This is a genomic window from Herpetosiphon giganteus (assembly GCF_016907925.1).
GTDB classification, from domain to species: domain Bacteria; phylum Chloroflexota; class Chloroflexia; order Chloroflexales; family Herpetosiphonaceae; genus Herpetosiphon; species Herpetosiphon giganteus.
In genome coordinates this window covers 120,699-146,123 of the sequence record NZ_JAFBCZ010000001.1, presented here as the reverse complement: position 1 = coordinate 146,123, position 25,425 = coordinate 120,699, and the positions used below count along the sequence as shown (strand labels likewise).

Annotated in this window: 16 protein-coding genes; 9 read left to right on the top strand and 7 right to left on the bottom strand. The window is 51.2% G+C overall.

Features of this window, described 5'->3' with window-relative positions:
- Positions 1 to 149: 149 nt before the first annotated feature.
- Genes JOD20_RS00680 through JOD20_RS00670 form a run of 3 tightly spaced genes read right to left on the bottom strand, consistent with a single transcriptional unit; the run spans position 150 to position 2,763 of the window.
- A complete protein-coding gene (locus JOD20_RS00680; RefSeq protein ID WP_204753431.1) occupies positions 150 to 545 on the bottom strand; it encodes a Zn-ribbon domain-containing OB-fold protein in 396 nt (131 codons plus the stop codon).
- A 3-nt stretch (positions 546 to 548) separates the two neighbouring features.
- A complete protein-coding gene (locus tag JOD20_RS00675) occupies positions 549 to 1,703 on the bottom strand; it encodes a thiolase C-terminal domain-containing protein (RefSeq protein ID WP_204753430.1) in 1,155 nt (384 codons plus the stop codon).
- Between the two features lie 13 nt (positions 1,704 to 1,716).
- Positions 1,717 to 2,763: a hydroxymethylglutaryl-CoA synthase gene (locus tag JOD20_RS00670; protein WP_204753429.1), complete on the bottom strand. Its 1,047-nt coding sequence runs from the start codon at positions 2,761 to 2,763 to the stop codon at positions 1,717 to 1,719.
- A 212-nt stretch (positions 2,764 to 2,975) separates the two neighbouring features.
- Between JOD20_RS00670 and JOD20_RS00665 the strand changes: the two genes are divergently transcribed.
- The 9 genes from JOD20_RS00665 (at position 2,976) to JOD20_RS00625 (ending at position 17,231) form a co-directional block, all read left to right on the top strand.
- Entirely contained in the window at positions 2,976 to 5,192 is a 2,217-nt protein-coding gene (locus JOD20_RS00665; RefSeq protein WP_204753428.1) for an alpha-amylase family glycosyl hydrolase, read from the top strand.
- Positions 5,193 to 5,682: 490 nt separating this feature from the next.
- Positions 5,683 to 7,179 carry an aldehyde dehydrogenase family protein gene (locus tag JOD20_RS00660; RefSeq protein WP_204753427.1) on the top strand — a complete coding sequence of 499 codons (1,497 nt, stop codon included), beginning with the start codon at positions 5,683 to 5,685 and terminating at the stop codon, positions 7,177 to 7,179.
- A gap of 216 nt (positions 7,180 to 7,395) precedes the next feature.
- Positions 7,396 to 9,912, top strand: coding sequence for a flippase activity-associated protein Agl23 (locus JOD20_RS00655; protein WP_204753426.1), 2,517 nt, complete (start codon positions 7,396 to 7,398; stop codon positions 9,910 to 9,912).
- A 43-nt stretch (positions 9,913 to 9,955) separates the two neighbouring features.
- Positions 9,956 to 13,471 carry a flippase activity-associated protein Agl23 gene (locus JOD20_RS00650; RefSeq protein WP_204753425.1) on the top strand — a complete coding sequence of 1,172 codons (3,516 nt, stop codon included), beginning with the start codon at positions 9,956 to 9,958 and terminating at the stop codon, positions 13,469 to 13,471.
- 131 nt (positions 13,472 to 13,602) lie between these two features.
- The gene (locus JOD20_RS00645) at positions 13,603 to 14,004 is read left to right on the top strand and encodes a hypothetical protein (RefSeq protein ID WP_204753424.1); all 402 of its coding nucleotides are present in this window, start codon (positions 13,603 to 13,605) and stop codon (positions 14,002 to 14,004) included.
- A gap of 40 nt (positions 14,005 to 14,044) precedes the next feature.
- A complete protein-coding gene (locus JOD20_RS00640) occupies positions 14,045 to 14,800 on the top strand; it encodes a hypothetical protein (RefSeq protein WP_204753423.1) in 756 nt (251 codons plus the stop codon).
- Positions 14,801 to 14,882: 82 nt separating this feature from the next.
- On the top strand, positions 14,883 to 15,182 hold the full coding sequence (locus tag JOD20_RS00635; protein WP_054535810.1) for a CsbD family protein: 300 nt from the start codon (positions 14,883 to 14,885) through the stop codon (positions 15,180 to 15,182).
- A gap of 152 nt (positions 15,183 to 15,334) precedes the next feature.
- Positions 15,335 to 16,384 carry a hypothetical protein gene (locus tag JOD20_RS00630; RefSeq protein WP_204753422.1) on the top strand — a complete coding sequence of 350 codons (1,050 nt, stop codon included), beginning with the start codon at positions 15,335 to 15,337 and terminating at the stop codon, positions 16,382 to 16,384.
- Positions 16,385 to 16,742: 358 nt separating this feature from the next.
- The gene (locus JOD20_RS00625; protein ID WP_204753421.1) at positions 16,743 to 17,231 is read left to right on the top strand and encodes a hypothetical protein; all 489 of its coding nucleotides are present in this window, start codon (positions 16,743 to 16,745) and stop codon (positions 17,229 to 17,231) included.
- A gap of 57 nt (positions 17,232 to 17,288) precedes the next feature.
- Here JOD20_RS00625 and dnaE read toward each other — a convergent pair whose 3' ends face one another.
- The 4 genes from dnaE to JOD20_RS00605 all read right to left on the bottom strand — a co-directional run bounded on the left by dnaE (position 17,289) and on the right by JOD20_RS00605 (position 25,337).
- Positions 17,289 to 21,212, bottom strand: coding sequence for a DNA polymerase III subunit alpha (gene dnaE / locus JOD20_RS00620; protein ID WP_204753420.1), 3,924 nt, complete (start codon positions 21,210 to 21,212; stop codon positions 17,289 to 17,291).
- Between the two features lie 406 nt (positions 21,213 to 21,618).
- Positions 21,619 to 23,781 (bottom strand): hypothetical protein, encoded by a 2,163-nt coding sequence (locus JOD20_RS00615; protein WP_204753419.1) that lies wholly within the window; start codon positions 23,779 to 23,781, stop codon positions 21,619 to 21,621.
- A 152-nt stretch (positions 23,782 to 23,933) separates the two neighbouring features.
- On the bottom strand, positions 23,934 to 24,776 hold the full coding sequence (locus JOD20_RS00610; RefSeq protein ID WP_204753418.1) for a phosphatidate cytidylyltransferase: 843 nt from the start codon (positions 24,774 to 24,776) through the stop codon (positions 23,934 to 23,936).
- 54 nt (positions 24,777 to 24,830) lie between these two features.
- Positions 24,831 to 25,337 (bottom strand): DinB family protein, encoded by a 507-nt coding sequence (locus JOD20_RS00605; protein ID WP_204753417.1) that lies wholly within the window; start codon positions 25,335 to 25,337, stop codon positions 24,831 to 24,833.
- Positions 25,338 to 25,425 lie beyond the last annotated feature (88 nt).

Below are 25,425 nucleotides of genomic sequence, written 5' to 3'. Positions count from 1 at the left end.
TGTATGAAATTTCAAACAATCTCCCATAGCCAAAAGCCTATAGCCAAAAGCCCCTTCCCCATTCGTGTCCTTCGTGCTCTTCGTGGATCAATTTAACTCAACCTTCGCGATCTTCGCGATCTTCGTGGTTTCGTTCTACGTTTTGTAGATTAATCGATTAACTGCGGTCGGAATTTATAGCCATACACCAGCAGATCGTCCTCGCCGACCTTGCCCCAGCTGCGGGTTACTGCTTCCACTGCCATGCCAATTTGCAACTCGCTTGGCTCGCAATCAGTCAATTGGGCGGTGATTAAACAGCCATCGGCCAGCTTGATGATGCCAACAATGACGATTGGCTCGTGGTCAAATTCGCTGCGATTGCTGCGCTGCGCCGTCCACGAAAAAAGTTCGCCAGTGGTGGCCAATTGATAGGGCTGCCAAGCATCTTGCGCCTCGCCTAATTTGGCTGGTTGAGCAGGAAAGCGCACCCGGCCATCGTTGTGGCGCTGGCCTTCGAGGCGATAGCGTTGGCCTTTGAGCCGCCATTGTTTTGGTAAATTCATCGCTTAAACCTCGGCTACTTGCAAAATATGGGTCACGGCAGTTGCGCCAACGCCGCCCAAACATTGGGCTAGGGCGGTTTTGGCTTTGGCAACTTGGTTGGCTCCTGCTTGGCCGCGCAATTGAGCCACTAATTCGACCACTTGATAGACTCCGGTTGCGCCGCCAACATCGCCACGCGCTTTATAGCCGCCAGCGGTTGCGAGTGGCAATGAACCATCTTTGGCAATTACACCTTCGGCAGCTAATTGCGTGGCTTGGCCGCGTTCTGCGTAGCCCAAGGCTTCCAAACTGAGCGCTGCGGCAATTCCATGGGGGTCGCTTAATTCGATTAAATCAATTGCATCGCGATCGAGTTTGGCTTGTTGCAAAGCCTTTGTACCACTAGTTGCGGCGGCTTCAAGCCATAGCAGATCAGGGCGTTGGGCCAAAGCCACGGTGCTGCTGCTGCTGGCGCTACCCACAATTACGATTGGCTGGGCTACTTCGCGGGCGTAGCGTTCGCTGACCAACACCACTGCTGCTGCGCCATCGGCAACTGTCGAGCAATCGAGCATATTCAATGGCTCGGCAATTTGGCCTGCATTGGCCCATTTTTGAGCATTAATGGCAAAGCGATAGAGCGCATTGCGATTGCCAGCGCCATTGGCATGGGCATTGATCGCAAATGGCGCTAAGGCTGTCGCTGGCAGTTGATATTGATATAAATAGCGTTGCATCAATAAGGCCCAGCCGCCAGTTAATGTTAGGCCAACGGCGCGTTCTAGCTCGCCATCCAAGCCCAAGGCTAAGGCTGATTGCACATCGGCATCTAGCTTGTCGGTGGCTTTTTCGACACCAAGCACCACGACAACATCTGCTTGGCCGCTGGCAATTGCCAAATAGCCTTGGCGCAAGGCCAACGCGCCGCTGGCTCCGGCTGCTTCAACGCGCACAGCTTCGCAATTCAAGCCAGCTGCGCCAGCGATATACGCGCCAAGTTGGCTTTGCTCGCTGAGCGTATCGCCAAGCGCATTGCCAACATACAAGGCTTCAATCAGGCTAGGATCAAACGAGCCAACCGCGCCCCGCAGCGCGTCTAAGGCCAAATCGAGCAACGAACGATCGTAATGTTCGCGAACGGCGGTACAGGCTGTGCCTGCAATAAAAACCTGTTGCATTGCACCTACCCCTTTACTCAACAATTTTGCCGCGCCACTTGGCATAGGTGGCATAATCGATTAATTGGCGGCGCTTGAGATAGGCGCTGGTGCGGGGCGCTAAATTGCGCGCTGCCACCAAGGCCTCTGTTACCACCAACGAATAGGCATCGCTGCCAGCGCCGCTACCATATGAGGCCAGCAAAATGCGGTCGCCAGCTTGGGCCACATCGAGCACAGCGCATAAGCCAATCATCGAAGCTGCCGAATAGCTATTGCCAATTTCGCCCGCCAACAAGCCTGCTTGGCATTGCTCAGGCGTAAAGCCCACTTGTTTCGCCACAGTTTGGGGAAACTTAACATTGGGCTGATGAAAAACAGCATAGTGATAATCGGCGGCAGTGCGGCCTAATTCGGCCAATAATTGCTTGGCAGCAGTGCTAACGTGGTGAAAATAGGCTGGCTCGCCGGTGAAGCGATTGCCATGCATCGGGTAGGGCCGATCGGCGCGGCGAAAGAAATCGGGGGTGTCGGAAACATACGATACGGTTGCTTCAATCGTAGCGAGCGCTTGCTGGGCTGGGCCGACGATTAACGCTCCAGCAGCGGCGGCAGCGGTATATTCCAAGGCATCGCCTGGGCGACCTTGGGCGGTATCAGCGCCAATCGCCAGCACATAATCGGCCATGCCACTGCCAACCAAGCCCATGCCTGCGCTCAAGGCTTCGGTGCCAGCTTTGCAGGCAAATTCCCAGTCGGCGGCGCTGATCCAGCGCGAGGTGCCGAGCGCTTCGGCCACAATTGTGCCACTTGGCTTGACGCTATAGGGATGGCTTTCGCTGCCAACCCAGACGGCGGCTAATTGTTGAGGGTCGATTTGGGCACGCTTGAGGGCATTGCGGCCAGCTTCAATCGCCATCGTAATCGTATCTTCATCGGGGCCGGGCACGCTTTTTGATGTAATTGGCAATGCTCCTTCGCTAGCGGCCCAGACGCGGGCAATTTCTTGGGCTGCAATGCGATAGCGCGGAACATATGCTCCATACCCAACGATCCCAACCGGACGTTCAGGTTGACGCATGAGTTTTTCCTTTCAACAATGGTTGGTGGTGCAGCGTTGCAACCGCTAGCGGCATTGCCAGCTCAATTTCTGCTAGCACTCTAGCACGCTGAAGCTGCCAAAACCTGTCAATCCAGCCATAAAAGCTTGATGAAAACTCTCAACTTGCGCCAAGCTGTGGTATGCTGCGCAACATTACGAGCTGCAATTGCCCAATTAGTGCGAGCTGTTGTATGTATTACGAATATCAACATGAGCAAAATCTGATTGTTCTGACCGCCGAAATGGAGCTTGGTTTTTCAACTTCAACCGGAATGCTGACGCTGCTGCGTCGCCCCAACCAAGCCAACATTCTGAATATTGGTAGCGTGGGCATGTCGGTCGATGTGCAACTGGCCGATGGTTGGGTCAGCGAGTCGCATTTTCCGCGCTATCTCAGCCATCATGGCCGCGAAGTGGCGGGCGTAACCGAGTTGACGATCAACATTGGTTTGGGCTTTTTGCGCATCAGCGATACCTTGCAAATTACCGGAACTTTGATTCGGCGTTCGGTCGCGGTGACCAACAGCGGCGGCAATGAGGCTCGCGTGCATTGGGTGCGGCTCAGTTGGCCGTATGCGCGGGTTGGCAGCTATAGCGAAGCCCGTTTTGAAGCGCCGAGCAATAGTTTTCGCCCGCGCTTGGATATTGCTGCGGTTTCAAAATTACGCCGCGGACGTTTGCCAGGCCAAGCAATTGCTCCAGCTATTCGGCGCGGACGCTTATTTGAAAATGCGCCTGATCGCGGGCCTGGCTTGTTGGCCTTGCACAGCACCAGCGAAAGCGATAATTTGCTATGTTGGTATTGGAGCAAAGATCAATCGGCATGGCCTGATATTGATGGCAATGATTTGGGATTAACTGTTGGCCACGAGTTGGAAATTGCTGGCTGGCTGGCTCCCGATGCCACGCTGAGCGGCGGAACCCAATATTGTATGTTGGTGCAGGGCAATTGGTACGATGCGATGCATGCTTTTCACAACACATGGCCTGTGCTGGGCGTACGCAGCTTGGCCGATGTGCCCGATTGGGTCTGTGCAGCCAATATCTTCGAAACCCACGTTGGCCTGTGGGGTGGCTTTGCCCAATTTACCCAAGAGCTAGCGCGGTTGCGCGATTTGGGCTTCGATACGATCAACCTCATGCCAATTTGGCGCTATAACAATCTTTCGGGCAAGCCATGGGATATGAATTGGCAGGCGGCTGGCTCGCCGTATGCAATCGAAGATTTTGAGCAACTTGAGCCAACGTTGGGCACAGAAGCAGAATTCAAGGCGCTAGTTGATCAAGCCCATGCCTTGGGCATGCGCGTGCTCTGCGATTTGGTGGTACAGGGCTGTTCGCGCACCGCCCGCTATGTTCAAGAGCGACCAGGCTGGTTTTGCCGCGATGAGCGCGGGCGCTTGGTTTCGTCGCACGGCTGGAACGATACCTACAGCTTCGATTGGGCCAATCCTGAGGTGCAAGATTTTTATGTGGATTGGACGACGCGCTTCGCCCAAACCTATCAGATTGATGGCTGGCGGGTTGATGCGCCGCATCGCAAGGAGCCAAATTGGGATCGCCGCTTGGAGCGCATGGCTGCAAGCACCTCATTTGGCGTGTTGACGATTGTTGAGCGCATGCGTCAGGCTTTGCGCCAAATCAATCCCCAAGCTGCCTTGTTGTGCGAATTGTATGGCCCGCTATTCCCAACCAACCACGATTTTGCCTATGATTATTTGGCCCACTTGATGTTTTTCCATGCTGGCTTGGGTGTGCTCTCCCCGTATGAGCTTGGCGAGTGGCTCGAAGATCACTTTTTGGCCTTGCCCAAGGGCGCAATTCGGGTTTGTTTTACTGAAACCCACGATACCCGCGATGTCAACCCGATTGCCGATGCAGTGCGTGGCTCACGGCTCGCACGGTTGCTGATGATCGGGATTATTGGCTGTGGCTTTGTGCCAATGCTCTGGACGGGCCAAGAGGTTGGCCAAGAAGCGTGGATCAAACAAGTGTTCAGGATTCGTGCCAACTACCCAATTTTGCGCCATGGCAAGCAATTATTTAATGTGATGCCCTGCGATGTGCCTTCGGTTTGGAGCGTGCTGCGGGTTTGGCATGAAGAACGCTTGGCAGTGGTTTTGAATATGGGGCCGCATCGGCGCACTGCAACCCTGAGCATGCCCGTTGATCGTATGCATATGGCCGAGGGCGAGTATCATTTGTTCGATTTAGTGCGCGAGCAAGTGCTGGAATATGCTGGGCGACGCAGCTGGCGACGTGATGATCTGCTGAATTTGACCTTGATTTTAGAGCCATTCGATAGCTTGATGCTGCATATTCGGCCTGGTTCGCCGCCCGATCCTGCTGCTGCCAAGGCTGAGCCAGCCGCAGCCCCGCCAACCACCACGCGACGGAAAAAAGCATAGCGCAAAGAGCATAGAACAAAGAGCATAGCACAGAGCGATTGATGAATTGAAACCGCGAAGAGCGCGAAGAACGCAAATGGGGATTTTTAACGCAGAGGCGCAGAGGGATGAGGGCTATGGGCGATAGGCTATGGGCTATCGGAACGTTTTGTGGTCGATCAAGAATTCCCGCGAGCCAAAAGCCAATAGCCTGTAGACCCTTCCCCTTCGTGTTCTTCGTGCTCTTCGTGGTTAAAAATAATTAGGTCTCGTTTTTAGCCACATATTGATATTCCCGATAACCAATAGCCCAAAGCCAAAAGCCACTTCCCATTCGTGGTTAATAAAACTCTGCGCCTCTGCGTTAAATGGTTGATGATGTATTTTCCAACTGATCCCCGATAGCCAATAGCCAATAGCCCTCCTTCATAATTCATCCTTCATACCTCATACCTTTAAGCTTGTATGGTAAGATAAGGCAAGATTTGATTTTACTTCACGGAGGACAACGATGTCGGATCATAAGGTGTACTATAACTACATTGGCGGCGAGTGGGTGCCAGCGCGTTCGGGCAAGACCTACGAGAACCGCAACCCCGCCGATACCCGCGATGTGATTGGCATCTTCCCCGACTCTGGTGCTGAGGATATTGCCGCTGCGGTTGCTGCCGCCAAGGAAGCCTACAATGCATGGCGGCTCGTGCCAGCGCCCAAGCGCGGCGAGTTGCTCTATCGGGCTTCGCAAATTCTTCAAGAACGCAAAGAGCAATATGCCAACGATATGACCCGTGAAATGGGCAAGGTTTTGGCTGAAACTCGTGGCGATGTGCAAGAAGCTATCGACATGGGCTATTTTATGGCTGGCGAAGGCCGCCGTTTGTATGGCGTAACCACACCCTCGGAATTGCCTAATAAATTCCAGATGAGCGTGCGCCAACCCTTGGGCGTGTGTGGCTTGATTACGCCTTGGAACTTCCCAATGGCCATCCCATCGTGGAAAATCTTCCCAGCCTTGATCTGCGGTAACACTGTGGTGATTAAGCCTGCTGAAGATACTCCGCTCTCAACCTACAACTTTGTGCAAGCCTTGGTTGATGCAGGCGTGCCAAAAGGTGTGGTCAATATCGTTTCGGGCCATGGCCCAACTGCTGGCGAGCCATTGGTGCAACATCCAGATGTCAAGGTGATTTCGTTCACCGGCTCAACCGAAGTTGGTCGCCACGTCTCAACCTTGTGCGCCCAACAAGGCAAGCATGTTTCGCTCGAAATGGGCGGCAAAAACCCCATGATCATAATGGACGATGCTGACCTTGATTTGGTCTTGGCTGGCGCGGTTTGGGGTGCGTTTGGCACCACCGGCCAACGCTGTACCGCCACCTCGCGGATTATCGCCCATCGCTCGATTGTCGATGAACTGACCAGCCGCATTCAAGCAGAAGCCAAAACCATTCAAGTGGGCAATGGCTTGCTCGATGGCATGCAAATGGGGCCATCAATTAACGAAGGCCAATTGAACGTGGTTGAAAAATACGTCAAAATTGGCCGCGAAGAAGGCGCTGAATTGGTGTTGGGCGGCGAACGCTTGACCGATGGCGATTTGGGCCATGGCTTCTTCCACCAGCCAACCATTTTTGGCAATGTCAAACGCAATATGCGGATCGCGCAAGAGGAAATTTTCGGGCCTGTGGTTTCGATCATTCCCGTTGATAGCCTTGAAGAAGCGATTGATGTTGCCAACGACGTGCCATACGGCTTGTCATCATCAATTTATACCCGCAATGTCAACAATGCCTTCATTGCCATGCGCGATCTCTACACCGGGATTGTCTATGTGAATGCGCCAACCATCGGGGCCGAAATTCACCTGCCCTTCGGTGGCACCAAAGGCACGGGCAACGGCAAGCGCGAAGGCGGCACGCAGGTGCTCGATACCTACAGCGAATGGAAATCGTTGTATGTCGATTACAGCGGTGGCTTGCAACGCGCCCAAATCGATAACGCCGAATAATACTAATTTCAAGCGTGAGCCAGCTCTTTGGTTGGCTCGCGCTTGGATGTTTGAGCGCGTTAAGACTTTGTTTCTTGTCACTCCCCCCTCGTTCGAGTACAATACCAAAAAATTCTGGCACATTTCGTTGTCTCAATGAGCAGTGCTGCTCCAACCCCTTTGCAACGACACAGAGAACACATACTTATGATCGCAACATCTTCACGACAGGTAGCCGTGCCACGCACACAACGTCGCCGCTTCACGGTTGAACATCTGGCCTATATTGGCCTTGGCTTGCTCTCGGTGCTTATGCATCTGTGGGCGCTTGGCGGTCGCTCGTTGCACCACGATGAAACGATTCATGCGTACTACTCGTGGTTGCTCTATCGCGGCGATGGCTATTTGCACGATCCGTTGACCCACGGGCCGTTTTTGTATTATTGGACAGCCTTGCAATACTTTTTGTTTGGCGACAATGAGTTTACTGCCCGTTTGGCCGCCGCGACCTTTGGCATAGCCCTCACATTAACGCCGTGGCTGCTGCGCAAAAATATTGGGCGTGGTACGGCCTTGATGATGGCAGGCTACCTGTTAATTTCGCCAGTAACCTTGTATGTTGGGCGCTTTATTCGCCACGATATTTTTGCAGTTACCCAAGAAATTATCTGTCTGATTGCGATCGTTCGCTATATCTCCACCCGCCATGTGCGTTGGATTTATATTTTCTTTGCCTCGTTTGCTTTAATGTTTGTCACGATTGAGACCTCGTATCTGTTTACCTTGACCCTTGGCAGCTTTATTGTCTTGGTCACGCTCTGGCAGGTCAATCGCAAGCTCTTAATTCTGTTTGGGGTTTATGGCTTGTTGGCGGTGGCCTGTCTCAAGGGCATTCCTGATCATCGCGGCCTTGTGGTTTCGGGCAGTGGCAACCCTGCTCCGGTGCTCGATGCCAATGGTAAAGAGCAATGGCTGCCACTGCCGTTGGTGACCGAAAGCCAAGCCTTGATTGTGCGTAACCAAGGCGATGATCTGTTTTTCGACGATACGGCGAATGGTGGCTTGCGCCAAGGCTACTTCTCGAAATTACGCGAAACCTTGTTTGGCATTAGCGATGCAGAAGCTCAAGCCAACCAAAGCCGGCTCTATCACCAAGTCAAAAATCAAACCCTATATGGCAATAATGGCGTGTTTATGCACATGCCAATTACGGCCTTGACCATTCTCACGGTGGTCTTTTTGATCGCAGTGATTGTGATTATTTGGTTTTACAAGGGCAAAGATCAAACCCAAACGATGTGGAAACGCGCCGTTAGCCAAGCGCCAGAACGCAGTTTGTTGCCAGCCTTGGATTCGCTCTGGGGCATGCATGGCGCTTTGGCCGTGGTCTTTGGCTTGGTGATTTACGCCGCCTTCTTCACCTCGTTTGGAGTGCATCCAGTTGGCGTGGTTTCGGGGATTGCTGGCTCGCTGCTGTATTGGGTGGCGCAACACGACGTTGAGCGTGGCGGTCAGCCCAGCCATTATTACTTTGTGCAATTGCTGGTGTATGAGCCATTGTTGCTGTTTGCTGGCTTTGCGGCCACCATCGCAGGCATTGGCCACTTGGCCTTGCAAATCAAGCGCGGCGCTGCCTTGACGGCGCAGCGCATGGCTCCTGGCTTGTTGGCATGGTGGGCGGCTGGCTCGTTTGCCCTCTATAGCTGGGCGGGCGAGAAAATGCCATGGATTACTTTGCACGTTGCCGTGCCCTTGATTTTTATTGCGGCTTGGGGCATCGGGCGCGTGTTTGCTTGGGGTTTTCAGCCAATTCAACGGGCGTGGCTGAGCAAGGAATTGCCAACCCGCCGCACCGAATGGCTTGGCCTAGTGAGCTATTTGGCGGTGATTGGCTTGGTTGCAAGCTACGCTGTGATGCAATTAACCAGAATGGTGCGCATTCAGCCGAATATTGCGCCAACTGGCAGCCCAGCTACGCCAATGTTCCTTGGTAGCATGATTTTGATTGTGCTGGCAATTACCGGCTTTTATAGCATGTTCCACGGCTGGCGACGGGCAGTAACTGGCCTAACCTTGGCATTAACCATCATCTGGAGCATGTATTCATTCCGTTCGGCGTGGCGTTTGAATTACCAAAACGGCGATATTCCGGTTGAAATGCTGGTGTATGTGCAAAGCTCGCCCGATGTTGGCCGCGTGATGGACGATTTGCGCAAGGTTTCAATCGCCGAAACAGGCCGCATGGAATTGCCGATTATGTACGATAATGAGCAAATCTGGAAGTGGTATGTGCGCGAATATACCAAAGCAACGGGCTTTTCTGGCTCGATGAACAGCCCTGCCACCCCAGAAACAGCGGCAATTTTGATGATCGATAGCAACTGGACGACCAACCAAGCCAATGTCGAAGGCTTTCTTGAAGGCCGCTTCCCGTTACGCTGGTGGTTCCCTGAATCGCAATTCTATCGCTTTGCCGAGGTGCCTGAGCTTGATGCCAATGGCCAAACCATGCGCGATAGCAGCGGCGAACAAATGATGCAGCCAGCGCCATACGATCAAGATTCGACGATTGGTCGCCTGATTCGTAACCCATTTGATGCCAAAACCCAAAATGAGCTTTGGCGCTATTTGCTGTTCCGTCAGCCGCCAGCTCAGCTATCGTCGGTCGATTTCAAAGTCTATGTTCGCCCACGCTATGCCCATGTGTTGGGCGTGCAAACCCAAAATATGAATGGCCAATCGCAGGTGCGTTAGGCCGGTCTGTGTTTCCACTTTGTAACGAGATGATTTGTTGCTTATGACCACACCTGACTTAACCAAAAAGCGTCTGCGTCGCGCTCAGCCACTGCAAGTACGCCGTCGGCAGAGTTCATCATGGTTAGATCGTTCAATTGCCTTTGGCTGGCTGAATAGCGAGTTAATTGGCTATCTTGTGTTAATTGCGCTGAGTGTGTTTATGCACTTGTGGCAATTGGGCAATATGGCGATGCACCACGATGAATCAATTCATGCCAAATATAGCTGGCAGTTTTATATGGGCAAGGGCGGTTTTCAATGTGGCATCAACAATGCCGCCTCGGATACCTACTGCTATAACCCAGTGTTTCACGGCCCAACCCTGTATCTCAGCACCTATCTGAGCTACTTTTTGTTTGGCGCAAGCGATGCGACAGCGCGTTTGCCCATGGCCGTAGCTGGCATTGCCCTCGTTGCATCGTGCTGGATGCTGCGACCCTTGATTGGCAAACGTGCAGCCTTGCTTAGCGCAGGCTTGATGGTGATTTCGCCAACCTTGCTCTATTTTACGCGCTTTGCCCGCCACGATGCCTTGGCAATTCTGTTTACCTTCTGGCTGATGGTCGGCTTGTTCCGCTTTTGGCAATCAGGCCGCAGCCGCTGGCTGAATTTGGCGATGGCAAGCTTGGCATTGCTCTGGGCAACCCACGAATTGGTCTTTATCATTGGCTTTATCATCATCAGCTTTTTGGTTCAGCGCCTGCTTTGGGAAGCGCTTGGCTCGAAAAAATTTGTGATTGCTTCAGGCATTCTGATGGCAATCACCGGGGTCTTGATGATCTTCCAGCCCCATATTTCGTTGCCAACCGCTGTGAACCAAACCGCTAATGAATTGAATTTTGGCGGCTTGGGCTTGATTGGCTTTTCAACGCTGCTGTTTGGTCAATTGGTCAGCTTGCGTTGGAGCGAAGCGCCGTTGTTTCGCCAAGGCTTGCGCTACGTGAGCAAACGGGTGTTTTGGCAGGCCTTTGCTGCCTTTGCCGTAACCTTTGTTGTGCTGTTTAGCACCTTCTTTACCTATCCACGCGGGATTGTCGATGGCCTGTTTGCTGGCATCAGCTATTGGTTTGGTACCCAGCAAACCTATGCCCGTGGCGACCAACCGTGGTTCTATTATTTCATGCAATTGGGCATATACGAGTTGCTGCCCGTGAGTTTGACCTTGGTTGGTTTAGGCGGGTGGCTGGCCAAAATTGGTTGGCGCAAGGCTGTTACCAATTCGAGCATTTGGGATGAAGCTGGCGATGAATCCACCAAGCCTGCTGCTGACGCAACGATTGCTGAAGCCGCAACTGAGCCAGCAGCTGTCACAATTGAGCCAATCAGCGATGGCGTGCCAGTTGGCGAAAATCCAGTTGTGGTTGCTGGCCAAACCTCGTATATGGCCCAAGCTGAGGCCGAAATTCGTGAAACCACGTTTGAAGAAACTGTGCCAGCAATTTGGCTGGGCTTTTTGTTCTACTGGTTCTTGATGGCGCTGACCCTGTTTTCGTGGGCTGGCGAAAAGATGCCTTGGCTGACGATTCACATGACCTTGCCAGCAGTTTTGGCCGGCGCATGGGCACTCGATAAAATTGTTGAGCGCACCAATTGGGCCGAAACTAAACGCAGTATTGCCTGGTTGGCAATTCCCTTGGGCAGTATCGCCTTTGCCCTGATTATTGCAATTATGGGGGCGATTGGCGCGGCAACCGGTGCCAGCCAACAAGTGATGAGCACCCGCGTTAGCGCTTTCTTGCTCGTGGTTTTGTTGCTGATTGTTGGCGTATTGCTGTGGATGTTGATCCAACGGGCACGCTTAAGGGTGATTGCCGCCTTCGCCACGTTGGGGATTTTGGCCTTGCTGGGGCTGTATAGCCTGCGCTCAAGCGTAGTCGCTGCCTATATTCAACCAGATGTGCCAGTTGAATTTTTGGTCTATACCCAAACTGCGCCGGATATGCCAGTGATTGTGCGCGAAGCTGAGCGCTTGGCAATTAGCCAAACCCGCAACAGCCGCTCAATCGAAGACCCCACTGGCGGCCATACCATGAAAATCCTGATTAGTTCAGGCGATGAATCAAGCGCAAGCCGCGAAGGTGGCTTGAATCAGCCGCTCGATTGGTATTTCCGCGATTGGACAAATATTCAGTGGGTCAGCAAGGGCCAAATCGCTACCCTCGACCAAACCATGCTCGACGCACCAATGGCGATTTTCTCCAAATCGAACTTGGCTACCGATACCACCCAACGCATGGAACAAGCAGGCTATGTGCAGCTCTACGATACCTACCATAACTGGTGGTTCCCTGAGAGCAGCAGCGATGGCCTATCGAGCTACAAAGATAAACTCTACGATCCTGCCTATGGTTGTGATCCGGCCATGAAAGGCCAGCAGGATGTCAATGGGCGCTCGAAGTTTAATTGTACCCTCGGCGGCGCTTTCATTCTGACATGGCCATTGCGGCCATCAAATTGGGTGACAATGCGTGAATATATGCTTTCGCGCGAGTTGCCCTCGACCGTTTCTTTGGGTGGTCGTGAGATTGTGGTCTTCGTCAAGCGCGATTTAGCCAACTTGCCAGTTGGCGAAGGTGGCGCTGTTGCCGGCACGGGCAGCACGCTCAAATTAGTTTCCGAAGGCCAATTGTTGGGCGACGAGCCAGCCGAGCCACGCGGCATTACGACTGGCCCAGATGGCTCGGTCTATATCGCCGATGCGCCCAATAATCGGATTTTGATCTATCAAACCGATAGCCAAACCAAGATTATTAGCGGCACCAATACTGGCGCATTGCTCGAACCATCAGGCGTAGCCGTCGATGAAGAAGGCTTTGTCTATGTTGCTGATACTTGGAATGCACGGATTGCCAAATTCGATGCTCAAGGTAACTTCGTTACCAGTTGGGGCAGCGGCAGCGAAGAGCTACAACCTGGCTCCGGCAAGCGCCTCACGCGCACTGGTGGCACGGCGGAAGGCAATGCTGCCAATCCATTGGGCTTCTTTGGCCCGCGCAACTTGGTCGTCAGTGGTGGGCGGGTCTATATCGCCGACACTGGCAATAAACGGGTCGTCGTGACCGACACCGAGGGCAATTACCTCGGCCAAGTTGGCACTGCTGGCGCAGGCATCGGCCAATTCAACGAGCCAATTGGCTTGGGTACTGCCAACAACAGTTTGTATGTTGGCGATACCTGGAATGGCCGGATTCAGGTCTTCCCACTTGATGCGAATGGCGTGCCTCAAGCAACGCCAAGCGTGCAATGGTCGGTTGCTGGCTGGCAAACCGATACCTATCTCGACCCATTTATTGCGGTTGATACCCAAGGGCGGGTTGCGGCTGCGATTCCAAGCAAAAACCAAGTTGCCTTGTATGGAGCAACTGGCCAATTGTTACTGGTTTGGGGTGGCCAAGGCAATGATGATGCCTCAACAGGCCAACCAAGCGGCATGGCATTTGCCCCTGATGGCAGTGTCTATGTTAGCGAAAAAGCCAATCGGCGGATTCAGCGCTGGGTCTTGCCCAAAGTTCGCTAAGTTAATCTGATTGGTATAAGCCCATGGTTTTGGCCATGGGCTTGTACGTTTAAGCCATATGGCTATGCTACAATGGCGCTCGATCCTCGTTTTGTTGATCTACTAGCGCTTTTCGTAGGTGAAGGTGTGTTATGACCCAGCCGCAAACCACATATGATCCCGACACTGATAGCCTGTTGTTACGCTTGGCCTATGGTGATGAATGGTTGCAGTTCAATTTAAACGAATATGTGCAAGTAGAGACCGATCCCGAGTTGCAAATCTGCTATGCGCTGATGCTTAACGATTATTCTTTGTTGATTGCTCAAACCAAATATGGCCAGCGCTTTTTCCCCCTCGATGGCTTGCAAGCACTGCACCAAGAGCAACAAGAACGACTGTTAGCATTACTTTTGAGCCAAGGTTTGCAACCATTTTTGAGCGTTGCAGCCTACACGCCCTCGTTGGTCGATACCGTACCCATGATCAGCATCCACGATTCAATTAGTTTCAATCAGGTTGAATGGCAATCGCGCTTCGAGCAATATCCTTAAATCAGCCCAGTTTAATTAACTAGAATAGAGAGAATGTAGTATGACAACTGATCTGTTTCAGGCTGCCCAACAGGCGTTGAATCAACAAAATTATCAGCTTGCCCAACAACATTTAATCACGCTGGTGCGTGCTAATCCCAGCCATGGCGAGGCTTGGTGGCAGCTTGCCCAAACCTTTGATGACCCCCAGAAACGCCAAGATTGTTTGGATCGGGCGCAACGTCATGGCTATCAACCAGCAGCGCAAGCTATCGAGCCAGAATCAGTGCTCCTACCGTGGGAGCAAGCTGATGCTTGGGTTAGTCCACCAGCACCAAATTCTCCGGCAGCGGTAGTTGCTATGCCACCACTGGCGAGTGCTCAGACTCCCAATCCAAGTGCTTCAGGTGCATCACATGCATTTCAATTGCCAGCAGCACCACCCTACCCACAGTTAAAGCCCGCTGATCTCAATCAGATCGTCAAGCTGTTAAAAAGCAACGCTGATCGTTCGCAGCAAATTCAAGCAGTTATGGGCATCTTTCATTGTTCGGCAGAGCATGCCGATCTGTTGCTCCAAGGCGTTGCTTATCACTATCCGCAGCTATTGCGCCCAGTCAAAATTGACATGAGCCGCTTTGCACTTGAACTGATTAGCGTGATCATTGGGCTTGGCCTCGCCTTGATTGGCGGATTTTTGCTTTTTAATCCTGATACCGTTCGGCGCAGATGGCCATTACGGCTTTTTTTCATCGGCCTATTTATCGCTGTCAGCGCTGGTTTGCGCATGATTATGCTCACTCGGAATCCTAGCTAAACTATCGTGGCACGGCATTTGCTTTTATACAACCATATGAAAGCCTGATAGTAGTTAGTTTATGATAACAAAGGAGTTAGCAATGGGTAACTTAGGCGAACGGATTAAAGGTAAAGCCGAAGAAGTATATGGCGATGCCAAAGAACGTCTTGGCGATGCTTTAGATAACGAACAAATGCAAGCCGAAGGCCGCGCAACCGAACTCAAGGGCGAAGCCCGTCAAGAGGCCGCTAAAGCAGCAGAACGCCTCGGCGGTATGGCCGACGAAGCCAAAGGCAACCTCAAACAAGTTGCTGGCGATTTGCTCAACAACGAGCAAATGCAAGCAGAAGGCGTAGCCGAAGAACTCAAAGGCGAAGCCCGCCGCAAAGCTAACCAATAGACCTATTGTTTTTCCCCTCATAGCAATAGCTCACCTAACACCGTCAATTTATGGCGGTGTTAGGCTTTTAGGGTGATTTTTTGCCTAGTACCTGCTGATTTTGCCCAACTTGTGGCTCTAGCGCACGTAGAGTTTTACAAATGGAGGCATATATGCAGCGTTTAATTGCCCGTTTAATGGTGTTACTGATAGCAATCTGGCTACTCCCAACAGCTTCACAGGCAAGCCCAAGTGTGCCACCTACGCGCTTTATTGATCAGCCATGGCAGAAATTGTATTATACAAACTTGGTATGGGAAACGAGCGGCCAATGTGCTGGTATGTTTCGGGTTCAAACCACCAATTTATGTACCCACGGCCCCGATCCTATCGAGCCACAGCAGCCCCAAAGCTGGGATGATGAATTTATTAATCCTAACAATAAAATACATGTTTCAATGGCTCAATCATCCCAACCTTGCCTTGATGATAGTACCAACCACTATCGAACTCAAGTCTTGTATGTTCGGGCGAGCGATACCCAAGACAATAGCTCAATTATCGCGCCAGTCTTGCGCAAGCAATTAGTCGGTGTGGATAGTATTTATAACCAAAGTGCGCAACTAACTGGTGGCCAACGCCATATTCGCTGGCAACTCGATCAGGCTTGCCAAATTGATGTTCAGCATGTGGTTATTGCGCCGAGTGCTGATAACGATTTTGGCTCAACGATTGCCGCTGTGGCAGCCCAAGGGTTTAATCGCGCTGATCGCAAATATTTAATGTTTGTTGAGGCCCGTTATTACTGTGGAATTGCCACCGTGCAGCACGATACCCAAGCCAGTAGCGCGAATACCAATAATCATACAGTGGCGTATGCGCGAATTGATGCAGGCTGTTGGAATGCGCGGGTTGTTGCCCACGAACATATGCATATGATTGGCGGCGTTCAGCCAAATGCCCCGAATACAAGCAGCAGTTGGCATTGCACCGATGAATGGGACATTATGTGCTACTCCGATGCGCCATCGTACCCACAATTAGTTATTGCTTGCCCCGAGCATAGCATTCGCGATATTTTCGATTGTGGGCATGATGATTATTTTCATACCAATCCACCAGCCCAAAGCTACCTTGCTAGCCATTGGAATAGCGCCAATAGCCTGTTTTTGAGCCAACAAAGCCAATTTTGGCAGGTTTATCTACCAGTTGCCGTCCATTGATAGGCACGATTATATGTGCCAGTCCTTGTTTGGTATAGAAGTAGTATCCAGCTGTGGATTGTTTTGAAATACCGATGGAATATACCTTTCGGGCTATAGGCAGTTTACCGCTTAAGCCGTAACCTTAGGGCATCAATTTGCTTTCCCTATGTAGTCCCTATGCTGCCAATGTGTTATAGCATTGCGCTTTGTAGCACCAGCCATGCGAACTTCAACAATTGAGATGAAAGCTGGATTGTTTCGATTTAGGAGCGCGTGAAAACCTTTCCAAGAACGGACGAATTGTCTATCGATAGGTCATAGCGAACCGCTATGGATCACGTTTTACCTAGCAGAATAGCCTTAGAAGGAGCCGTCCATGTCAGCCAACCCAACCACCGAATGGCGTTTCAAAATTTTGGTCGCTGGCCTTGTCATTATGTTTATGTTTGCAGGTTTGAGCCAAGCCAGCGGTAAAAGTGGCCCTATCGAAGGTGGCTATCCTGCGCCAATAACTGCCCCAATTGTCTTTGTTACGCGCACGACGAAGCCAACGCTCGTGCCAATTACCCGTACGCCAAAGCCAACGCCGCGCAGTCCATATCCAACGCCAATCGTAAGCCGCACACCAGAAGCGACGCGTACCGCAACTCGCACACCAGAAGCAACGCGTACCGCAACTCGCACACCAGAAGCCACGCGCACCGCAACTCGTACACCAGAAGCAACGCGCACCGCAACTCGCACGCCAGAAGCAACGCGTACCGCAACCCCAACGCGGATGCCTGCACCAACTCGCACACCAGAAGCCACGCGCACCGCAACCCCAACGCGGATGCCTGCACCAACCCGCACGCCGACCCCTTAATCGGCTTAAATACAAAGCGTGGGCGATCAAGCTTGATCGCCCACGCTTTTGATTAACTTAAAGTTGTTCGAGGACGGCGCTTTCTTGGCCAAGCATTGAGTAAAGGTTGCTGAGCAAGCCTTCTTGTGGGTTGATGCGGTAGCTTGGCTCCAACATCACTTGGCCCATGGGGTTGGGCAGATAGATCGTAATTGGTTGATCGCCTTCGTAGCCCCGCAACACCCGATCGATCTCTTGCATGCGCCGAATGTCGGTTTCGTTGTTGCCTGAACGGGGCAAGTAAATATGCAAATGGAAGCGTGGCCCGCTGGCAATCGCAACGCTGCTCGTATCTTCATGGCTGGCTGCTGGGGCGACGCTTACTTTGCGCCGAGGTCGTGGCACAATCGTAACTGCCGCTGGAGCTGCGGCTTCACTTTGGCCATTGCTATGACCATTGCCGTTGCCGTTGACATAATGACCATTGCCATTACCGTTACTATGTCCATTGCCGTTGCCGTTGACATTACTGTGTCCATTGCTGGCAGCATAGCCATTGCCATTGGTCGGTGCAGAAACGCTTGCAGTGCTCATCGCTGGACGTACCTCAACATATACATCATCATTGAAGGCTTCCTCTGGCAGTGGTGCGCCATCATCAAGATAGGCGGGCATTTCGTCGATTGCGCCAACTGAGCGCCGAACTGCCACGCTTGGCGCAGCAGGCTTAGCAACATTTTTTTGCTCAACAGTGAAGGCACTCACCGATTCAATCATCAATTGCATTTCGTCGCGGCGATTATCGACTTTGGCGGTAATTTGGACAATTGCATCATCAACCAAGAATTCAGCATATTGCTCTAAGGTGCGAGGGAAGGCCACAAATTCGATTTCGCTTTCCAAATCCTCGACCTTGCCGACCAGCATCGAATCGCCTTTTTTGGTTTGAATACGTTTGGTATTCTTAATCATGCCAATTAGGCGGATGGCTGTACCAATGTGTTTTTTCGTGATCATTCCAAGGCTAATGCGGCCAGGATCGTGCGGGGCACTCTCTAAGGCTTGAGCCATCGGATGCTCAGAAATATACATGCCCAAAAGTTCTTTTTCCCAGTTGAGCAATTCGCGCTGCATTTCGAGGCCGGTTGCGATTGGCGGGAAGGGAATTGGTGCAATGGTTGGGGTACTCGATTGTTCGCCGCCGCCAAGCATATCAAACAGGCTATTTTGGCCTGCTTCACGGGCTTTTTGAGTTTCATGGCCCGCACTAATCGCCCGATCAAGAATCGCAAGTTTCTGGTGACGTGTGCCTGGCAACGAATCCATTGCGCCACATTTGATCAAGCTTTCCATCACCCGCTTGTTGAGCACGCCGCGATCAACCCGCGCACAAAAATCTTCGATGCTGCTGAAAGGGCCGCTTTCATCGCGCACTTTCAAAATTGCTTGAATTGGGCCAATCCCAACGTTGCGAATTGCACTCAGCCCAAAGCGAATGCCGCGATTGTATTTGATGCCCTCAGGCAAGGTTCCATTGATGTCAACAATCGTAAAGCCTTCTTTACTACTGTTGACATCGGGCGGCGAGACGGCCACGCCCAAGCGTGAGGCTTCGGCCACACTCTTGGCAACTTCGTCAATTTCGCCCGACGCTGCCGACAGCGTGGCGGTCATATACTCAGTGGGATAATTATTTTTGAGCCAAGCCGTCTGATAGGAGAGCAATCCATAGAGCGTCGAGTGCGGGCGGTTGAACGAATAGCCTGCAAAGGGCAGAATCAGTTCCCACAGCTCATCTGCTTGAGCTTGGGTCAAACCTTTGCGAATACAACCCTCTTTGAAACGCACCGAGTTTTCGGCCATCAGCTCTTTGTTCTTCTTGCTGATGGCTTTGATCACGATATAAGCTTCACCAAGCGTATATTCGGCAACTGCTTGCAGCAATTGCATAATTTGTTCTTGGTAAACGATAACCCCGTAGGTATCTTCAAGAATTGGTTTGAGAATCGGGTGAATATATTTAATCGCGTGGGGATTATTTTTGTTGTGAATGTAAACTGGAATTTGTTCCAGCGGGCCAGGCCGATACAGCGCCACCATACCGTACAAATCATCAACCCGCGTGGGTTTGAGCTGCACAAGGTAACGGGTCATGCCCGCCGATTCGAGCTGGAACACGTCGACCGTTTCGCCACGGCCTAAGGCTTCGAAAGTTTTCTTATCTTCCAGCGGAATATCCGAGAGCCACAGCGTTTTGCCAGTGGTTTGCTCGATTAGTTGCAAAGCTTCGGCGGCCACCGAAAGGTTGGTCAAGCCCAAAATATCCATTTTGAGCAAGCCCATTTTGGCGAGAGTTGGCCCTTCAAAGGCTGCCATGATGCCATGTTCATCTTTGGTGGGGCGCTGCAATGGCACCATATTTTCAAGCGGATGGCGGCTAACGACGACCCCACAAGCATGGGTTCCGACGCTCTTCATCCGACCCTCGACCTTTTGCGCCCAATCCATCAATTCACGCAATTTGGGGTCGCTATCATAAATTTGCTTGAGTTCAGGCACTTTATCCAACGATTTGGCAATCGTCATGCCCACGGGCAAGGTGGGAATTAATTTTGCAACCCGATCGACCTCGCTGAGCGGAATATCCAGCACGCGACCCATATCGCGCAGCGCTGCTTTGGCTCCCAGCGTGCCATAGGTGATAATTTGGGCTACGTTCTCGCGGCCATATTTGGTGGCAATATAATCGAGAATTTCGCCACGCCGCGAATCAGCAAAGTCGGTGTCAATATCGGGCATTTCCAAGCGTTCGGGCGAGAGAAAGCGCTCGAAGAGCAGCTTGTTTTGCACTGGATCAACGTCGGTAATGCCCAAACAGTAGAGCACCAACGAGGCTCCAGCCGAACCCCGCGGCAGACATGGAATCCCATTCGAGCGCGCGAATTTGACATAATCCCAAACGATCAACATATAATCGGGAAAGCCCGTTTGGTTGATCACATCAAGCTCGTAGCTGAGCCGTTGCACATATTCCTCGGTTGGATTGCCATTGCAGCGCTTGATCAAGCCTTCTTCACAAATCAGGCGCAAATAAGAAGCAGCATCGTGGCCTTCGGGAATATCAAACTCTGGTAATTCAACCCGCCCAAAATCTAATTTCAAATTGCACATGTCGGCGATGCGGCGGGTGTTTTCCATCGGCGCAGTGCCATACATCTTGTAGCGATCCCACATTTCGTCGCCAGACATAATGTGGTAGGTTTCATCCATTTGATAATTTTTCGAGCACAACTCTTGCAGCGTGAGGTTAAAGCCCATCGCCATCACCCGTGAGTGGGCTTCAAGGTCTTCGCGGCGCACAAAGTGAGTATCGTTGGTTGCGACCAAGGGCACATGCATTTCCTTCGAGATGCGCACCAGTTCTTCATTAATTTCTACCAGTTCAGGCGTATTGTTATGCAGTTGCAATTCGAGGAAGTAATTCTCAGGCCCAAATAAATCGCGGAACCAAGCCACGGTTTCGACAGCTTTTTGGCGTTGCTTGGATTGAACATTTTGAATCACTTCGCCAGCGATACACGATGAAGTAACGATCAAGCCTTCGTGATATTGCTCAAGCAACTGGCGATCGATGCGTGGGCGAGCGAAAATACCTTTGCCCATGCCATCGAGGTGTGAGCGCGAAGTCAATTTGACCAAGTTGCGATAGCCGACCTCATTTTGGGCGATCAGCAGCAGGTGATAATAATTTTTACCGCCCTTGACCATTGGATCTTTATTCGAGTTAGGGGCGATATAGGCTTCCATGCCAATAATTGGCTTGACGTTGGCTTTTTTGGCGTTGGCATAAAACTCCATCGCGCCATACATCACGCCGTGGTCGGTTATGGCGATGCTATCCATCTGAAGCTCAGCAGCACGTTCGGCGATGGCTTTGGTTGTGGCATAGCCATCAAGCAAGCTATACTCCGAGTGAACGTGAAGATGGACAAAATCTTTCATAACAAACCTCTTTTATAGCTAGGGTTGCCCATAGCGAAAGCCGCCCAAAACTGGCGGTTAAAAAAGCAGAAAATGCTTTACACAATTGAAGCACGAAAGGTGGTTTTTAGGCCATCGCTATGGTAGAGAAAGCGCTTATTCTCAGCTTGGTGTGTCAAGGGAGCATGTAGTTTACTCAGAATTTGAGGTAAAAAAGCCCGTTTTGCTGGCTCCCGCTTCGTCTTTGCATTATACCATAGCTGCTTGTGGATAACTACGTGAATAAGCTGTGGATTAAAGGTGTAAAACATTATGTCGAGGTTTCTGCATAATCGCAGCTAGTAGGTTAAACGCCAAGCGGGCTTGATCAAGTGACATCAATCAAACCCACTTGGGCAGCATCAACAGCTATTAATCAAAGCCTTATTTAGCGTACAACCTGTGGCAAATAGAACAGATATGTTTCAACTTCGCTCGGGCCAAAACGCAGGGCCGCCACGCCCAACGAGGGCGTTGCCCCAACATGGGTAAATTTGCCTGCAATATACAAATGCTGATCGTTGGCACTAATTTGGGTAATTTCGCCATTCGCAGGTTGGTTGAGGCCTTGCCAGGTTGTGCCATCCCAACGGGCTAGCGTGCCAGTAGCAACATTATCGACATGCTCGAATGGCCCACCAACATATAAAAAGGTATCATCATCGGCAACCAACACATTGGGAACCTGATCGAAGGTTGCAACCACTTGACAGTCTGTTCCATTGAAGCGGCATAATTTATCGTGGTTTAGGAAGTAGAGCGAGCCGCGCCAACCAACAATTTGCAAGCTCTTTTGGCTATCGGCAATTCCCAAAATGGCAATTTGTTGCCAACTTGTGCCATTCCAGCGCTTAAAATAGGTGTGCCAATAGCCGCGTTCGCCACTTGGCTCAACCGCATACAATTGATTATCGGTCATCAACACCTTATCAAACCAGCCCAAGCTGCCGCCATTATGGGCTAGGTTGCTCATGTTGCCTTGATCAAGCTTGATCACGCCTTCCAATGAACCACCATAGAGATTACCCAGAAGCTGAGTGCCAGAAATAGACCACGTGCTAATTGTCGCACTCTGGCTGAGCGGATCACTGAATGAAACGTCTGGCTGAATTTGCCAAAGATTTCGCGCAATGCTGGTGGTCGTGGTGATGGCTCGCTCAGCAGCAAAATAGCTGGTTTGGTCATCAACCGATAGCACTTCGAACGACGATCGGGTTATTTTGCGCAGCAACGGTTGCCAACTCTGGTTATGCCAACTAAAAAGTTTTTGATCAGACCATGAAGTTAATGGGTTGAAGTCGCTCGTAAGGGCAATTGGCCGACCTTGCTGGCCGCCAAGGCTCGCAACATTGGCATAGCGTATAGTTGTGGCCAGCGATTCAAGCTGGGTTCCATCCCAACGGACTAAGCTGCTTGGCTCGCCATTGAGCGTAAAATCGCCTGCAAGATACAGGATATTGTTATGGTTGGCGAGGGTCTTAATCTGCCGAATTTGCATCGGCAAATTGACCAATTGCCAAGCATCGGAGGTAAGTTGATACAGTTGTTGGCTATCGCTGACATACATTTGCTGGTTGGCGAGTTGGGTCAAGCTCATATAATTCAAATTGAGCGACGTTGTAATACCATTCGTCCAATCATCGGTTTGCCAAAATTGTAATTGACTGATCGTGCGGTTTGAATCAGCATACATTGGGCGATAGAAGCCATTGTTGCCTGCAAAAATCCAATCAAAATTATAGCGTTGGGTTGGCCCAAGCCAAGGCGGATTAATCCATTCATTATTTTGCAACAAAGCATAGCTCAGCGAATATTGCTCCTTGCCTGGATAGACATGGGTGATCATCATGCGATTATCAACAAACGCCATTTGGCGTACCTCGGCAATCGGATGGCTGGGTAAGTTTATAACTTGCTGATTGCGCCAGCCAAGGATTCCTTGGGTTAGTTGATTATTGAAGTAATTAAAATTACCTGCTAAATAGAGCGTATCGCTCATAACCCCTAATTGATTAATGCCCGCTGGGCCACCATGCTCGTAACTAACCCCCGTGCCCACTTGCTCAAAACTTGTCCCATTCCAACGGGCAATTCCGTTCAGTGGAGTTCCGGCCAAGTGCTTAAACCGACCACCAACATACAGCTGATTGTGATAGTAGGCTGCTGTCGCAACCGTACCACTTTCCTGCGCATGCAGCCCGTAGCTTTGCCAAACTCCTTGCTGATTCAGGGTGGCTAGCCCATTCACGAATTGACCATTGAGATAGTTAAACTCGCCCATAATGGTTAATCGGCCATCATCGGCAAATACTAAATCGGTGATCGTCCCCGGAATATTGAGCTTGTTGGCCAACTCGCTATCCCATGTTCCAGTGATCGATTGGCCATTTGGGATCGGTCTCATACCAGAGTTAAAGTGATGCGAAGCACTGGGAACCGCAGGTGATTGAGCCGCAACCACTGGCGATCGCCGCATAAGGCCCAAAATTGCTAACTGCAGAATAACGAATAACAACAGCATCCGCCAGAATGATGAACGGGTTGGCAGCATTGACATACTCCTTAATCATTGTTGAGCAAAACAACTAACTATATATTGGTATATATCAGGTTTTTGATTATTTGTAAACATTGTAAAGCGAATGAAAAAACCCTGCTCCAACTATGGAACAGGGCTATCAGAGTAGTTGCTCAGCCAAGTTGTTAGAGCCAAGCCGCCAGCAGATAATAGACCAAGGGCGCGGTAAACAGCAGCGAATCGACCCGATCAAGCAAACCACCATGGCCTGGAATCAGGTTGCCTGAATCTTTGACCCCTGCTTGGCGCTTTAACAATGATTCGGCCAAATCGCCCAACGTGCCGCCGCCAGCGCCAATCACGCCTAGAACAATCATTTGAACGATGGTTAGTTGCATGCCTAAAAGCGCGACAATCCCAATGCCAGCAGCGATTGAGGCGATTGTGCCACCAACAAAGCCTTCCCAGGTTTTTTTGGGGCTAAGCAAGGGAGCCATTTTGTGCTTGCCAAAAGCGCGACCTGCAAAATACGCGCCGGTATCCGAGGCCCAGGTTACGGCAAAGGTTGCGTAGATCCAGGCTGCGCCAGTTTCGATATTGAGTGAGCTTAACGGGCCGCCACTCAGGGTTGGGCTAGAATCAGCACGGAGCAAGACGAAATGGCTGAGCATCGCTCCCGCATAAATTGCGCTGCCCAAACTGGCAGCCCATGCATCGAGCGCGCCCGTGCGATCCTTGCGACTAATTTCGTAGATCAAACTAGCCATTGCGCCAAGCGCCACAACCGCGCCAGTTAAATTGACGTTGGTGCGTGGTTGAGCGACCGTTGCCGCAACAAAGGCCAAGCCAAGGCCAACCGCTAATGGCAAACGTGGATGATAGCCACCAGCTCGCAAAATCCGTTGAATTTCATAGATGCCGATGACGACTGCGATGGCAATCAGCGCGGTTGTCCACCAACCACCTAACCACACAATGATCAACACGACCGGAGCTAATACCAAAGCGCTTGCAATTCGCGTGCCCAACGTGGCCTCCTCTATGCGTTTAAAGGCTGAGAACGTTGGTTAGCATACCACGAATTAACGACCCCAAAAATGCTCTACAATATCCTGATCGAAGGTTTTTTGGCCATAATCGTGCAAGATGCGCAAGATTTGAGCCCGATGGTCGGTAGCATGATTGGTAATTTGGATTAAAACATGCCAGCGTGCCAATGGTATATTTGGCCATGCATCGTCCAATTGCTCATCACGCAGCTGATCGACATAGCTGATTACGTTGCCACGCATCTCATTAAAAAGATCACGCACTTGAACAATCGTCGTATATTCCATTGGGTCGAAATGCTTTGGGCGCTCGCCTGTTTGCAAAGCGGTGAGCCATGCGCGTTCGACGCTGGCAATATGCACCAAATGGTTGCGCAATGAGCCATGCGAATAAGGGTAATCGGCACAAAATTGCTCGTCGCTCAAACCCTCGATGCTTTGCCAAATCCGTTGATCAAAATCGGCGTTATAGGCCAGCAAACTTTTGATAATCGTGAGCGCTTCCATCGTATACCTCAACACAAAATCAATGAGCCACATGATAACATAATTCATTTCAATTGTGAACATTTGTGCGGAAGTGTAACTCCTGCATGAGACTGATGGAAACGTTCTCGGAAGGCTTATA

Bases quoted from the DNA above. Each gene is read 5' to 3' on its own strand.
- JOD20_RS00680 (WP_204753431.1), bottom strand. From the start codon at position 545: ATGAATTTACCAAAACAATGGCGGCTCAAAGGCCAACGCTATCGCCTC.
- JOD20_RS00675 (WP_204753430.1), bottom strand. From the start codon at position 1,703: ATGCAACAGGTTTTTATTGCAGGCACAGCCTGTACCGCCGTTCGCGAA.
- JOD20_RS00670 (WP_204753429.1), bottom strand. From the start codon at position 2,763: ATGCGTCAACCTGAACGTCCGGTTGGGATCGTTGGGTATGGAGCATAT.
- JOD20_RS00665 (WP_204753428.1), top strand. From the start codon at position 2,976: ATGTATTACGAATATCAACATGAGCAAAATCTGATTGTTCTGACCGCC.
- JOD20_RS00660 (WP_204753427.1), top strand. From the start codon at position 5,683: ATGTCGGATCATAAGGTGTACTATAACTACATTGGCGGCGAGTGGGTG.
- JOD20_RS00650 (WP_204753425.1), top strand. From the start codon at position 9,956: ATGACCACACCTGACTTAACCAAAAAGCGTCTGCGTCGCGCTCAGCCA.
- JOD20_RS00645 (WP_204753424.1), top strand. From the start codon at position 13,603: ATGACCCAGCCGCAAACCACATATGATCCCGACACTGATAGCCTGTTG.
- JOD20_RS00640 (WP_204753423.1), top strand. From the start codon at position 14,045: ATGACAACTGATCTGTTTCAGGCTGCCCAACAGGCGTTGAATCAACAA.
- JOD20_RS00635 (WP_054535810.1), top strand. From the start codon at position 14,883: ATGGGTAACTTAGGCGAACGGATTAAAGGTAAAGCCGAAGAAGTATAT.
- JOD20_RS00630 (WP_204753422.1), top strand. From the start codon at position 15,335: ATGCAGCGTTTAATTGCCCGTTTAATGGTGTTACTGATAGCAATCTGG.
- JOD20_RS00625 (WP_204753421.1), top strand. From the start codon at position 16,743: ATGTCAGCCAACCCAACCACCGAATGGCGTTTCAAAATTTTGGTCGCT.
- dnaE (WP_204753420.1), bottom strand. From the start codon at position 21,212: ATGAAAGATTTTGTCCATCTTCACGTTCACTCGGAGTATAGCTTGCTT.
- JOD20_RS00615 (WP_204753419.1), bottom strand. From the start codon at position 23,781: ATGCTGCCAACCCGTTCATCATTCTGGCGGATGCTGTTGTTATTCGTT.
- JOD20_RS00605 (WP_204753417.1), bottom strand. From the start codon at position 25,337: ATGTGGCTCATTGATTTTGTGTTGAGGTATACGATGGAAGCGCTCACG.